The sequence below is a fragment of the Streptomyces ruber genome (assembly GCF_014648075.1).
Taxonomy (GTDB): domain Bacteria; phylum Actinomycetota; class Actinomycetes; order Streptomycetales; family Streptomycetaceae; genus Streptomyces; species Streptomyces ruber.
Genome location: NZ_BMQK01000007.1, coordinates 185,706 through 198,342, shown reverse-complemented (window position 1 = coordinate 198,342; position 12,637 = coordinate 185,706). Strand labels below are relative to the sequence as shown.

Annotated in this window: 11 protein-coding genes and 1 pseudogene; 6 read left to right on the top strand and 6 right to left on the bottom strand. The window is 69.9% G+C overall.

Annotation, left to right across the window (positions count from 1 at the left end):
- Window positions 1–99 precede the first annotated feature (99 nt).
- Window positions 100–729: pseudogene (locus tag IEZ04_RS17940) on the top strand (Uma2 family endonuclease).
- Here the strand turns inward: IEZ04_RS17940 and IEZ04_RS17935 are convergent.
- The gene (locus tag IEZ04_RS17935; RefSeq protein ID WP_189217894.1) at window positions 701–1,531 is read right to left on the bottom strand and encodes a trans-aconitate 2-methyltransferase; all 831 of its coding nucleotides are present in this window, start codon (window positions 1,529–1,531) and stop codon (window positions 701–703) included. The pseudogene IEZ04_RS17940 and the gene IEZ04_RS17935 overlap by 29 nt on opposite strands.
- Window positions 1,532–1,643: 112 nt before the next feature.
- Here IEZ04_RS17935 and tamR point away from each other — a divergent pair, with 112 nt between their 5' ends.
- Window positions 1,644–2,141, top strand: coding sequence for a MarR family transcriptional regulator TamR (tamR, locus tag IEZ04_RS17930; protein ID WP_189217893.1), 498 nt, complete (start codon window positions 1,644–1,646; stop codon window positions 2,139–2,141).
- Here tamR and IEZ04_RS17925 read toward each other — a convergent pair.
- On the bottom strand, window positions 2,100–2,867 hold the full coding sequence (locus IEZ04_RS17925) for a LuxR C-terminal-related transcriptional regulator (protein ID WP_189217892.1): 768 nt from the start codon (window positions 2,865–2,867) through the stop codon (window positions 2,100–2,102). The genes tamR and IEZ04_RS17925 overlap by 42 nt on opposite strands.
- 310 nt (window positions 2,868–3,177) lie before the next feature.
- Between IEZ04_RS17925 and IEZ04_RS17920 the strand changes: the two genes are divergently transcribed.
- Window positions 3,178–3,621 carry a GNAT family N-acetyltransferase gene (locus IEZ04_RS17920; RefSeq protein ID WP_189217891.1) on the top strand — a complete coding sequence of 148 codons (444 nt, stop codon included), beginning with the start codon at window positions 3,178–3,180 and terminating at the stop codon, window positions 3,619–3,621.
- A gap of 174 nt (window positions 3,622–3,795) precedes the next feature.
- On the opposite strand, the gene tuf is transcribed toward IEZ04_RS17920, so the two are convergent.
- The 4 genes from tuf to rpsL all read right to left on the bottom strand — a co-directional run bounded on the left by tuf (window position 3,796) and on the right by rpsL (window position 8,174).
- On the bottom strand, window positions 3,796–4,989 hold the full coding sequence (tuf, locus tag IEZ04_RS17915; RefSeq protein ID WP_189217890.1) for an elongation factor Tu: 1,194 nt from the start codon (window positions 4,987–4,989) through the stop codon (window positions 3,796–3,798).
- Window positions 4,990–5,163: 174 nt separating this feature from the next.
- Window positions 5,164–7,290 carry an elongation factor G gene (gene fusA / locus IEZ04_RS17910; protein WP_189217889.1) on the bottom strand — a complete coding sequence of 709 codons (2,127 nt, stop codon included), beginning with the start codon at window positions 7,288–7,290 and terminating at the stop codon, window positions 5,164–5,166.
- Window positions 7,291–7,329: 39 nt separating this feature from the next.
- Window positions 7,330–7,800, bottom strand: coding sequence for a 30S ribosomal protein S7 (rpsG, locus tag IEZ04_RS17905; protein WP_003998848.1), 471 nt, complete (start codon window positions 7,798–7,800; stop codon window positions 7,330–7,332).
- Between the two features lie 2 nt (window positions 7,801–7,802).
- Window positions 7,803–8,174 carry a 30S ribosomal protein S12 gene (gene rpsL, locus IEZ04_RS17900; protein WP_003948652.1) on the bottom strand — a complete coding sequence of 124 codons (372 nt, stop codon included), beginning with the start codon at window positions 8,172–8,174 and terminating at the stop codon, window positions 7,803–7,805.
- A gap of 446 nt (window positions 8,175–8,620) precedes the next feature.
- Here rpsL and IEZ04_RS17895 point away from each other — a divergent pair, with 446 nt between their 5' ends.
- The 3 genes from IEZ04_RS17895 to IEZ04_RS17885 all read left to right on the top strand — a co-directional run bounded on the left by IEZ04_RS17895 (window position 8,621) and on the right by IEZ04_RS17885 (window position 12,604).
- Window positions 8,621–9,415 carry a Crp/Fnr family transcriptional regulator gene (locus IEZ04_RS17895; RefSeq protein ID WP_189217888.1) on the top strand — a complete coding sequence of 265 codons (795 nt, stop codon included), beginning with the start codon at window positions 8,621–8,623 and terminating at the stop codon, window positions 9,413–9,415.
- Window positions 9,416–9,530: 115 nt separating this feature from the next.
- Window positions 9,531–10,373, top strand: a complete 843-nt coding sequence (locus tag IEZ04_RS17890; RefSeq protein ID WP_189217887.1) for a hypothetical protein — start codon at window positions 9,531–9,533, stop codon at window positions 10,371–10,373.
- A complete protein-coding gene (locus IEZ04_RS17885) occupies window positions 10,370–12,604 on the top strand; it encodes a hypothetical protein (RefSeq protein WP_229821098.1) in 2,235 nt (744 codons plus the stop codon). The genes IEZ04_RS17890 and IEZ04_RS17885 overlap by 4 nt, the downstream gene beginning before the upstream one ends.
- Window positions 12,605–12,637: the final 33 nt, after the last annotated feature.

Below are 12,637 nucleotides of genomic sequence, written 5' to 3'. Positions count from 1 at the left end.
GCGCCGAGCATCTGATCACTCTTCGTGATGACCACTCGCTGGTTCAGGCGGCTACGGTGGTGGCGAAGGCCCAGGATCCCGTCCATGGGAGGGATCACCATGACTGCCGAGCCGATCGCCGAGCCGACCCCCGAGCCCGCCGACGAGCGGTCCGGCACCCGCTGGCCCGTGCCGCCGCCCGAGGGCTACACGGTGGACGACCTGTTCACGCTGCCCGGCCTCCCGCCGCACACCGAGTTGATCGACGGGAGCCTGGTTCTCGCGAGTCCGCAGCGACGTTTCCACAACAAGATGATGGAACTACTGGTCAATGGCCTGCGGTCGACGCTGCCGGAGAACTTGAGCGTCGAACGCGAGATGACCGTGGTGCTGGACCGCCGCAACGGCCCGGAACCCGACGTCAGCATCGTCCGTGCGGAAGTTGTCTCCGATTTCACCCAGACCCGGTTCCAGGCCCGGGATGTGCTGCTGGCCGTGGAAGTCGTCTCCCCCGACTCGCAGGCTCGCGACCACGACAGCAAGCCCGGCAAATACGCCGCCGCCGGCATCCCGCACTTCTGGCTGGTGGAGATGACCGAGCCGAATTAGCACCCGGTGATCAAGACGTACGAGATCGACCCGGTGAACAAGGTGTACGCGCTTACCGGCATCCACCACGACCGGCTCAAGCTGACCGCCCCGTACGACATCGACATCGACATCACAGTGGACGCTTCGAGGAAGCTTTAGCCTCTATCCGCGCCACCCCGAACACCCGCCGGAACGGGAACACCGTCCCGTGCGCCCCCGCCGGATACGCCTCCCGCAGCAGGACCCGGTACTCCTCCACGAAAGCGTCCGCGTCCCCGCCCAGCTCGGTGAGCACCGGCCGCAGGCCCGTCCCCTTCACCCAGTCCAGTACCGCGTCGTCCCCCTGCAGGACCTGCTGGTACGTGGTCTCCCAGACGTCCGCCTCGCAGCCGAGCCCGGCCAGCGCCTCCAGGTAGACCGCCGGACCGTGCACCGCGTCCTCGTGGCGGAGCACCCCGCCGAGCCGGTCCCTCCAGCGCGCCGAACCGGCCAGCTCGCGCATCAGGCGGTGGCTGGGCGCGCCGAAGTTGCCCGGTACCTGGAAGGCGAATACGCCACCGGGCACGAGGGCGTCCGTCCAGGCGGCGAACCGGTCGAGGTGCCCGGGCACCCACTGCAGCGTGGCGTTGCTGATGATCAGATCGTACGGTTCCGTGGGCGTCCAGGTCCGCGCGTCGGCGTGCCGGAAGTCGAGGCGGCCACCGCCCGGGGTGGGACCGGCGAGGGACCGGGCCTCGGCGAGCATCCGCTCGGAGCTGTCCAGGCCCGTGATGTGTGCGGCGGGCCACCGCTCGGCGAGCAGCCGGGTGACGTTGCCGGGGCCGCAGCCGAGGTCGGCGATGCGGGGGCGCTCGGCGGGGAGGGCAGGCACCCGGGCCAGGAGGTCGACGAAGGCGCGGGCGCGGTGACCCGAGTGGCGCAGGTACTGGTGCGGGTCCCAGACGGGGGTGGTGGCGGACACGGTGGGGCTCCTCGTCCTCGTGCGTCGTCTTCTCGCTCCGGCGCCACTGTCGTACGCAAGGCATCTTGACGTCAAGAGACTTCATGTCGACACAACCACTACACTGATCTCCATGGAGGACGAGGTCGATCGACTGGTCGCAGCGTGGCGCCGCGAGCGCCCGGACCTCGATGTGGAGCCGCTGGAAGTACTCAGCCGGGTGAGCAGGCTGGCCCGGCACCTGGACCGCGCCCGTCGGCTGGCCTTCTCCGAGCACAACCTGGAGCCGTGGGAGTTCGACGTCCTGACCGCGCTCCGGCGCGCCGGCTCCCCGTACCAGCTCTCGCCCGGCCAGCTGCTGACCCAGACCCTGGTCACCTCGGGCACGATGACGAACCGTATCGACCGGCTGGCCAAGAAGGGCCTGGTGGAGCGGCTGCCCGACCCCAGTGACCGGCGGGGTGTACTGGTCCGGCTCACCGACGAAGGCCGGGACCGCGCGGACCAGGCCCTCGCCGGACTCCTGGACCAGGAGCGGGCGATCCTCGCCGAGCTGTCGCGCGCCCAACGGGGTGAACTGGCCGGGCTGCTACGCCAGCTGACCGCCCCGTTCGACAACATCCCCGGCTAGGTCGACGGGTCCGACCCCGGCGCGCCGGGCGAGGGCCACGGCGGCGAGGGTGGAGTGGACGCCGAGCTTCCCGAGGACGTTCTGCATATGGGTGCGGACGGTGTGCGGGGAGAGGAACAGGCGCTCGGCGACGGCCTTGCGCCCCAGTCCCGCCACCATGCACCGCAGCACCTCGCGCTCGCGCGGCGTGAGGGACTCCACCAGCCGCTCGCTCTCGGTGCGGTGCTTGCGCGCGGCGGTGAGCTCGCGGAGCACGCCGGTGAGCAGGGCGGGCGGCAGGTGCGTCTCCTCGCGCAGCACCCCGCGGATGACGGTGAGCAGCCGGGACAGCGAGCAGTCCTTGGCGACCCAGCCCGAGGCGCCGGCCTGCAGGGCGAGGGCGGCGCGCCGCGGGTCGTCCTTCTCCGCGAGCACGACCGTCCGTACGCTCGGCTGTCCGGAGCGCACCCCGGCGACGAGCGAGATGCCGTCCACCAGCCCGTCCTCGTTGCCCTCCTGTACGGGCACGGCGGGGCGCGACCCGGGTACGTTGCCCCCCAGGTCGGCGTCCACGAGCATCACGTCGAACTTGCGCCCCTCCGCCGCCGCGCGCTCCAGTGAGCGCAGTGCGGCGGGACCGCTGCCGGCCGCGGAGACGTCGACGTCGGGCTCGGCGGCGAGGGCCGCGGCGAGCGACTCGGCGAAGATCCGGTGGTCGTCGACGACCAGGACTCGGATGCGAACCACGAAACCCCCTTCCCCGAGCTCCTGTCAGAGCAGGGGAGACCCACAAGGCCGGACGGGTGACGGTCGGCGCAGGTACGGCGCCCGGGGCTGTGCCCCGGACCGTGGGAACCGGCCCGGGAACGGGGTGCCACAGCCGCACGGCCGCCGCCGCGCTGTGACTGCCGCCCCCCACTCCGGGCGTCGTACCCGACTCTTTCGCCCCCTGATCGGCACCGGCCCCCACCGGTGCTGCTCATCAGGGTAAGGCCGGGGGCGGGGAGGGGAAGGTAATTTGCAGAACTGATTGGCCGACCCGTTTAGGGTGAGCCGCATGTTTCGTATCGAGACAGAAGTCGACAAAGAACGCACCCAGTTCCTGCGTTCCCGGCTCAGGGAGACCAACACGGCGGCGTCCCCGGTCCTCCGCGCCCTGCGCGAGACCCCGGACGACCGGGAGGTACCGCTCCAGGTCTGGGCGCTGGACGAGGGTGGAGAGCTCGCGGGCGGCACGGTCGGGCACACCTGGGCGGGCTGGCTCCACGTGACGTTCCTGTGGGTCGACGCACGGTACCGCGAGCGGGGCCTGGGGTCCCGCATTCTGTCCGAGACCGAACGCATCGCCCGCGAGGAACGCGGCTGCCGCGACTCCCGCCTGGAGACCTGGGACTTCCAGGCGCCCGGTTTCTACCTGAAGCAGGGCTACGAGGTGGTGTGCGTGATTCCCGACTACCCTCCGGGGATCACGGAGTACACGCTGACGAAGCGACTGGAGTGAGCGGGGGGCGCGTGAAGGTGCAGTGAGGCGCGAGGTCGTGAACGACTTGCATCTGCGATCGGCCGAAAATACGTCCGGCACATGCCGGAGCAAGGCCACCGGAAACGCGAGAGGGCCCGTACGACCGAAGTCGTACGGGCCCTCTCAGGTCAGGCGACCCTCAAGCGAGTGGACTCACTTGTTGATCTTGGTGACCTGGCCGGCGCCCACGGTACGGCCACCCTCACGGATGGCGAACTTGAGGCCCTCCTCCATGGCGACGGGCTGGATGAGCTCCACCTTCATCTCGGTGTTGTCACCCGGCATGACCATCTCGGTGCCCTCGGGGAGGGTCACGACGCCGGTCACGTCCGTCGTACGGAAGTAGAACTGCGGACGGTAGTTGTTGAAGAACGGGGTGTGGCGGCCACCCTCGTCCTTCGACAGGATGTAGGCCTGGGCCTCGAACTCGGTGTGCGGCGTGACCGAACCGGGCTTGATGATGACCTGGCCGCGCTCGACGTCCTCGCGCTTGATGCCACGGAGGAGCAGACCGACGTTCTCACCGGCCTGGCCCTCGTCGAGCAGCTTGCGGAACATCTCGATGCCGGTGACCGTGGTGGTGGTCTTCTCCTGCTTGATACCGATGATGTCCACGGTCTCGTTGACCTTCAGGACACCACGCTCGATACGGCCGGTGACGACCGTACCGCGACCGGTGATCGTGAAGACGTCCTCGATCGGCATGAGGAACGGCTTGTCGACGTCGCGCTCCGGCTGCGGGATCGCGGTGTCGACGGCCTGCATGAGCTCCAGGACCGACTTGGTCCACTGCTCGTCGCCCTCGAGGGCCTTGAGCGCGGAGACCTTGACGACCGGGACGTCGTCGCCGGGGAACTCGTACTCGGAGAGGAGCTCACGCACCTCGAGCTCGACGAGCTCCAGGATCTCCTCGTCGTCCACCATGTCGGCCTTGTTCAGGGCGACGACGATGTAGGGGACGCCGACCTGGCGGGCCAGGAGCACGTGCTCCTTGGTCTGCGGCATCGGGCCGTCGGTGGCGGCGACCACGAGGATGGCGCCGTCCATCTGCGCCGCACCCGTGATCATGTTCTTGATGTAGTCGGCGTGACCCGGGCAGTCGACGTGGGCGTAGTGACGCTCCTCCGTCTGGTACTCGACGTGCGCGATGGAGATGGTGATACCGCGCTGACGCTCCTCGGGCGCCTTGTCGATGTTGTCGAACGCGGTGGCCTCGTTCAGGTCCGGGTACGCGTCGTGCAGCACCTTGGTAATGGCGGCCGTGAGGGTCGTCTTACCGTGGTCGATGTGACCGATGGTGCCGATGTTGACGTGCGGCTTAGTCCGCTCGAACTTCGCCTTCGCCACTGGGGTCCTCCTGGGAGTGGTTCTGGTACGCCTTACTTCATCGGCGCCAGGTGATCTTTGCTGTTAAATCCCGGGCCCTGGGGCATTCCTCCCGCTCCACCGGCTTTCGCAGGTGACCGGCGGAATGCCCCACGAGGCTCCGGAGTCAAGCCTAAAGCGTCGGAACGCTGTGCGTTACTCGCCCTTGGCCTTCGCGATGATCTCCTCGGCGACGTTCCGCGGAACCTCGGCGTAGGAGTCGAACTGCATCGAGTAGCTCGCGCGACCCGACGTCTTGCTGCGGAGGTCGCCGACGTAGCCGAACATCTCCGACAGCGGGACCAGGCCCTTCACGACGCGGGCACCGGCACGCTCCTCCATGGCCTGGATCTGGCCACGGCGGGAGTTGATGTCACCGATGACCTCGCCCATGTAGTCCTCGGGCGTGGTGACCTCGACGGCCATCATCGGCTCGAGCAGCACGGGGCTGGCCTTGCGCGCGGCCTCCTTGAAGGCCTGCGAACCGGCGATCTTGAACGCCAGCTCGGAGGAGTCGACCTCGTGGTAGGCACCGTCGATCAGGGTGACGCGCACGCCGGTCATCTCGTAACCGGCGAGGATGCCGAACTGCATGGCCTCCTGCGCACCGGCGTCCACCGAAGGGATGTACTCCTTCGGGATGCGTCCACCGGTGACCTTGTTCACGAACTCGTACGAGGCGTCGCCGCCCTCGATCGGCTCGATCGCGATCTGCACCTTGGCGAACTGGCCGGTACCACCGGTCTGCTTCTTGTGCGTGTAGTCGACGCGCTCGACGGCCTTGCGGATCGTCTCGCGGTAGGCGACCTGCGGCTTGCCGACGTTCGCCTCGACCTTGAACTCGCGCTTCATGCGGTCGACGAGCACCTCGAGGTGAAGCTCGCCCATACCGCCGATGACGGTCTGGCCGGTCTCCTCGTTGGTGTGCACCTGGAAGGAGGGGTCCTCCTCCGCGAGACGCTGGATGGCGACACCCAGCTTCTCCTGGTCACCCTTGGACTTGGGCTCGATGGCGACCTCGATGACCGGCGCCGGGAAGTCCATGGACTCCAGGATCACCGGGTTCTTGTCGTCGGCCAGCGTCTCACCGGTGGTGGTCTGCTTCAGGCCCATGACGGCGACGATGTCGCCGGCGCCCACCGACTCGATCTCCTCACGCTTGTTGGCGTGCATGCGGTAGATCTTGCCGATGCGCTCCTTCTTGCCCTTGACGGAGTTCAGCACCTGCGTGCCGGACTCCAGGCGGCCCGAGTAGACCCGGACGAAGGTGAGCTTGCCGAGGTGCGGGTCGCTCATGATCTTGAACGCCAGCGCGGACAGCGGCTCGTCGTCGGACGGCTTGCGCTTGACGACCTCCTCCGGGTTGCCCACGGCGTGGCCCTCGATGGCCTCGACGTCGAGCGGGGTGGGGAGGTAGCGCACGACGGCGTCGAGCAGGGGCTGGACGCCCTTGTTCTTGAACGCGGTACCGCAGAACACCGGGGTGACCGTGGTGCCCTCGCCCTTGCCGGAGGCGATGGTGATACGACGGATCGCGGCGTACAGCTGCTCCTCGGTGGGCTCCTCGCCCTCCAGGTACAGCTCCATGATCTCTTCGTCGTTCTCCGCGACGGCCTCGAGCAGCTTGCCGCGCCACTCCTCGGCGGCCTCGGTGTGCGTGGCCGGGATGTCGACGACGTCGTACATCTCGCCCTTCGCGGCCTCGGCGGACCACACGAGCGCCTTCATGCGGACCAGGTCCACGACACCCTTGAAGTCGGCCTCGGCACCGATCGGCAGCTGCATGACGAGCGGCTGGGCGCCCAGGCGGTCCGAGATCATGTCCACGCAGCGGTGGAACTCGGCGCCGGTCCGGTCCAGCTTGTTCACGAAGCAGATGCGCGGCACGCCGTAACGGTCGGCCTGACGCCACACCGTCTCGGACTGCGGCTCGACACCGGCGACACCGTCGAACACCGTGACAGCACCGTCGAGCACACGCAGGGAGCGCTCCACCTCGACGGTGAAGTCGACGTGCCCCGGGGTGTCGATGATGTTGATGGTGTAGTCGTTGTCCTCGAGCGGCCAGTGACAGGTGGTCGCAGCAGACGTGATCGTGATGCCACGCTCCTGCTCCTGCTCCATCCAGTCCATCGTGGCAGCGCCGTCGTGGACCTCACCGATCTTGTACGAGACGCCGGTGTAGAACAGGATCCGCTCGGTCGTCGTCGTCTTGCCCGCGTCGATGTGGGCCATGATCCCGATGTTGCGGACCCTGGCCAGGTCAAGTGAAGTGGTAGCCATAAGGCTTCAGTCTTCTCTCGGTCTCGATGTGGGTAGCGACTACCAGCGGTAGTGCGCGAAGGCCTTGTTGGACTCGGCCATCTTGTGGGTGTCCTCGCGCTTCTTGACGGCCGCACCGAGGCCGTTCGAAGCGTCGAGAAGCTCGTTGAGCAGACGCTCGGTCATGGTCTTCTCGCGACGGGCGCGGGAGTAACCGACCAGCCAGCGCAGCGCCAGGGTGTTGGCACGGCCGGGCTTGACCTCGACCGGGACCTGGTAGGTGGCGCCACCGACACGGCGGGACTTGACCTCGAGGGTCGGCTTGATGTTCTCGAGAGCGCGCTTCAGGGTGATGACCGGGTCGTTGCCGGTCTTCTCGCGCAGGCCCTCCATGGCGCCGTAGACGATGCGCTCGGCGGTGGAGCGCTTGCCGTTCAGCAGCACCTTGTTGATCAGGGAGGTCACCAGAGGAGAACCGTAGACCGGGTCGATGATGACCGGGCGCTTCGGGGCGGGGCCCTTACGAGGCATTCTTACTTCTCCTTCTTGGCGCCGTAACGGCTGCGGGCCTGCTTGCGGTTCTTGACACCCTGGGTGTCGAGCGAACCACGGATGATCTTGTAGCGAACACCCGGCAGGTCCTTCACACGGCCACCACGCACGAGCACGATGGAGTGCTCCTGCAGGTTGTGACCCTCACCCGGAATGTAAGCGGTGACCTCGATCCCGCTGGTCAGACGCACACGCGCGACCTTACGCAGGGCCGAGTTCGGCTTCTTCGGGGTGGTCGTGAACACACGCGTGCAGACGCCGCGACGCTGAGGGGAACCCTCGAGTGCGGGCGTCTTGTTCTTCTCGACCTTGTCCTGCCGGCCCTTACGGACCAGCTGCTGGATCGTAGGCACTACTTCTCCGGTTTCTGTGTGCCGATAGGTGAAGCTAACCTGGAACGTCGCCGACCCACGCGGTCGGGTGTGTCGAATCCCGCGGGCTCCTGCCGCGAGGCAGAAAGGGCGCAGATCACGGTGGCCGCTTATGGCCCCGTCTGCGGTCGAAGGCACGCAGCAGAGCCAGGGCACACCCCAGGCACAAGGTCTGAGCGTACCTACCGCATGGTCTTCGGTCAAAACAAATGGAGCGTGGCCCGACACGCCGGACTTTCCCGCCTCTGTCCTCGCCTTTTGCCGGGGTTGTCCATGCCCCTCCCACCGGGAGGAACCGCAGGCCGTACGGCGGGAGGTGCCGGCGGGCGGCGTTTCGGCGGGATTGGCCGGATCGAGTCCTTCACGGAAACGTGATACCGGCCGTTCAGTACCTTGATCGGTCCTGCGCCGAACGGGGGATTGAGCTGATGAGGACGGTGCCGTACGCGGCGGACGACGGAGGCCTGGACGACCGCGTGCCGTTCCTGGCGCGACTGGAGAGCGAGGACCGCACGGCGCTGCTGTCCTTCGGCCGGGAGCTGCGTTTCGCGGCCCGGGTGATCCTGCTCCACCAGCGTGAGCCGTCGTCGCACGTCCTCTTCCTGGTACAGGGCTGGACGAAGGTCACAGCGTCGGCGGCCAGCGGTTACGAGGCGCTGCTCGCCCTGCGCGGTCCGGGGGACATCGTGGGTGAGTCCGCGGCCCTCACCGGGCGGCCGCGGTCGGCGACCGTCACCGCGCTGGAGCCGGTGCGGGCGGTGGCCGTGGAGCACGAGCGGTTCAAGGACTTCCTCAACCGTTCCCCCGCTGTCTCCTTCGCGCTGCTGGGCCTCACGGCGGACCGCACCCGGGCGGCCGACCGGCGGCGCCTGGAGTTCGCGTCGATGAACGTGCGGCAGCGGTTCGCCGTCCTGCTGCTGGACCTGGCCCGCACGCACGGCCGCCGCACCGCCGAAGGCGTCGAGCTCGCCGTCCCGCTCAGCAAACAGGAGCTGGCGGGCTCGGTGGGCGCCTCCCGCGAGATGGTCCAGCGCCTGCTGCGGGAACTGCGCGAGAAGGACGCGGTCGTCACGGGCCGGCGCGCCCTGCTGATCCTGCGTCCCGACATCCTGCGGCGCATGGCGGCCACCGGGCACCCGGCTCCGGAGCTCCCCTCCCCGCCCGCGCCTGCGGCGCCTGAGCCCTGGAACGGCCGGACCGAACCGCGGTGGGAGATCCGCTAGCCCCGTTCTGTGCACGTGGTCACACTTCTACTGCGTCATCCGCCCTCACACCCCCCACCCGGCTCACGCCACTCTGCTGCCCTGCACGGCACTCCCACCGTTGTGAAGGGCGACCATGAACGACCCCGTGAGCCGCACGATCCTGCTGCTGGACATCGAGAGGTTCAGCGACCGGGACGACGTGGAGCAGGCGTACCTGCGGCGCATGCTGTACGACATCACCGACCGCGCCCTGGAGGCGGCCGGCGTCGACGAGACGCGTCGCGTCCGGGCCGACCGCGGCGACTCCGTCATGGAGCTCATCGACGCGGGCGCCTCCGTCACCGCACTGCTGCGGGCTCTGCTCACCGAGGTCCCCGCACAGCTGCGGACGGTCAACCGCATGGCCTCCCGCTCGGCGCAGATCCGGCTGCGCGGTGTCCTCGCCACCGGATACGTGGCCGTCGACCGGCACGGCGGCTGGGTCGGTTCCGACCTGAACCACGCGTGCCGGCTCCTGGACGCCCGCCTCCTCCGCGCCGCCCTGCGCGAACGGCGCGACGACTTCGCCCTGTGCGTCTCGGACGCCCTGTACACCGGTGTCGTACGGCACGACCACCCCGGCATCCCGGCCGCGGACTTCCACCCCGTGACGGTGGACAGCAAGAACGGCCCGCTGAGGGCGTGGCTGCACGGGCCGGTACCGGCCGCCCGGGAGGACGGGGAGGCCGGACGGGGGCACGGGGGAACGGGGGACGGGGAGGCCACGGGCGGTCCGGGCCTCCCCGGGGACCGCCCGGCGCCGGCCGGATCGGGGGAAGCCCCGGCGCCGGGCCCGGTCGTCACCTTCAACGGCGGCTCCGTGCGCTTCGGCGGCAGCTTCGTCGGCCGGGACCAGCACGGCGTCAGCGGCGGCCGGGTCACCGGCGACGTCGTCATGGGCGACCGCGGCCCGGCCGGGCGGGGTGAGCCGGCATGAGCCCGCAGGAGCCGCACGGGGACGACGCCTCCGCCACGCCGGACCAGCAGACCGACGGCACCGCGGACGACACCGGCAAGGACGGCGCCGCCGAGGAGCCGGAGGAGCGGGACCAGCCGCAGAACGCCTGGTCGGCACGGCGCGACCTGGTCGACCACGCTCCTCGCACCATGAACGTCGGCACCCGCACCCGCTTCGGCGGCAGCCTGGTCGGCGGCGACCAGCACGGCGTCAGCGGCGGCCGGGTCACCGGCGACGTCATCATGGGCAGCAAGACGGAGATCCACCACTGGACCTTCTCCGGTGCCCTGGGGACGACCGGGCTGCCCGCCGTCTCCGCGGCCGCGGGGGAGGTCCCGCGCAGCACCCTGGACCGGCTGGCCGGCTCGTTCGTCGCCGCCACGGAGACCGTCGAGGACCTGCTGGCCGGACTGCGCCGTGACCGGGTGCTGGTGCTGTCCGGCGCCCGCTTCACCGGCCGCCGCACGGCGGCCCTGACGCTGCTGCACCGGCTCGGCGCCTCCCCCGTACGCACGCTGGACCGCGACACCGCCCCCGGCGCGCTCGCCGAGCGGATCGCCGCCGCCGGGCAGGACGACGGCGGGCAACGGGAGGACGGGCGGGCCCGCGGCTACGTCCTGTGCGACCTGGGCACCCGCCGCGGCAGCCCGCTGCGTGAGCCGCACCTGCTCGCCGTGCGGGACCGGCTCGAGCAGCAGGACGCCTACCTGGTCGTCACCGTCGGTGCCACCGCCGTGCTGGAGGACGTGCCCGCCGTCGGCTGGGAGCCCCCCGGCGCCGCCGAGGTCCTCGCCGCCCACCTGCGCACCTGGACGGACGAGACGACGGTGGCCGGGCTGCTCGGTCTCGCGGACGTCAAGGAGTTCCTGGGCCGCGCCCACCAGTTGCGGGAGACGGTGGCGTTCGCCCGGCTGCTCGCCCGGTACGCCGCCGGGGAGGTCACCGACCGGGCGGTCGCGCAGTTCTCGCTCGTCTCGCTGGAGAACCAGGTCCAGGAGTGGTTCGAGGAGGACGAGACCGCCGTCCACCTGCGGGACAAGGCGTTCCTGGTCGCGCTGGCGGCGTTCGACGGCGGCCCGTACGCGCTCACCGCGGAGCTCAGCGACCTGCTGTACCGGTTCCTGCAGAAGACCGAGAACCCGGCGCGCGTGCCCGAGGTGCCCGTCTTCGGCACGCACATCGGCAAGCGGCTGCAACTGGCCCGCGCCGAGCGGTTCGAGGACGACGAGCACACCGAGTGGGGACCCGTCACCCAGCAGAAGGCCAGATACGTCGACGAGCGGATCTCCCTGGTGGTGCTGCGCGAGGTGTGGACGGGGCATCCGTCCGCGCGGCCCGCGGTGATCGACTGGCTGCGCCGGCTCGCGGACGACGGCCGCCCCCTGGTCCGCACGCGGGCCGCCTCCACCGTCGCCGTCCTCGCCCGCACCGACCTGCCGTCCGCGATGGCGCTCGTCATCGAGCCGTGGGCGACCTCCAGCCGTTCCCGTCACCGGCTGGTGGCGGTCAACTCGCTCACGCTCGCCCATCTCATCGACACGCCCAACGTCCCGCGCATCCTCGACACGTGGTGCGAGAGCGACGATCCACGGCTGCAATGGGTGGCCGTACGGGCGTACGGGCTGATCGGACCGGAACGGCCGGAGCAGGCTCTCGCGGCGCTGCGCTCGGTCGTTCTCAGATTGGGCGTCACCCTCGACACCGGCATCCCGGACGACGTCATGGACGACCTCGCCGACACCGTCGGCCTGCTGCTGCTCTCCCCGGCCGGCGACCGCGTCCTCGCCGAGCTCCGCGCCCACCTGGACGACAGCGGCTGGGTGCACGAACTCTCGTGCCGCGGCCTCGTGCACGCCGGCCACCACACGGAGAACGACGAGGAGTACGGCACTCCCCCGGTCCTCGACTGGTACGCCCGGGCGGTGGCTGAGGGCGGCAGTGCGGCGATCGACCTCCCCTTCGTCCTGCGTGCCGCCCTCGGCTCCCCGCGGACCACTTACGCCGCCCTCGGGGTCCTCGAGCTCTGGGTGCGCATCGCCGACCGGTCCCCGGCCACCGAGTGGGCGCTCGCCGCGCTGCTGCCGAAGCTCGTCACCACGGCAACCGAACACCAGCGGCTGAGCCACCTGCTGCGGACCCTGCCCGGCACCGACGGCGCTCCCCCGCCCCCGGTCGCCGCCCGTCTGCTCACCACGCTGCCGCCGCACTGACCGGCGACCGCCCCGACCCGCCCACGTACGTAC

Coding starts and splice junctions, on each gene's coding strand:
- tamR (WP_189217893.1), top strand. CDS start 1,644: ATGGAGGACGAGGTCGATCGACTGGTCGCAGCGTGGCGCCGCGAGCGC.
- IEZ04_RS17920 (WP_189217891.1), top strand. CDS start 3,178: ATGTTTCGTATCGAGACAGAAGTCGACAAAGAACGCACCCAGTTCCTG.
- IEZ04_RS17885 (WP_229821098.1), top strand. CDS start 10,370: ATGAGCCCGCAGGAGCCGCACGGGGACGACGCCTCCGCCACGCCGGAC.
- IEZ04_RS17890 (WP_189217887.1), top strand. CDS start 9,531: ATGAACGACCCCGTGAGCCGCACGATCCTGCTGCTGGACATCGAGAGG.
- rpsG (WP_003998848.1), bottom strand. CDS start 7,800: ATGCCTCGTAAGGGCCCCGCCCCGAAGCGCCCGGTCATCATCGACCCG.
- IEZ04_RS17895 (WP_189217888.1), top strand. CDS start 8,621: ATGAGGACGGTGCCGTACGCGGCGGACGACGGAGGCCTGGACGACCGC.
- fusA (WP_189217889.1), bottom strand. CDS start 7,290: ATGGCTACCACTTCACTTGACCTGGCCAGGGTCCGCAACATCGGGATC.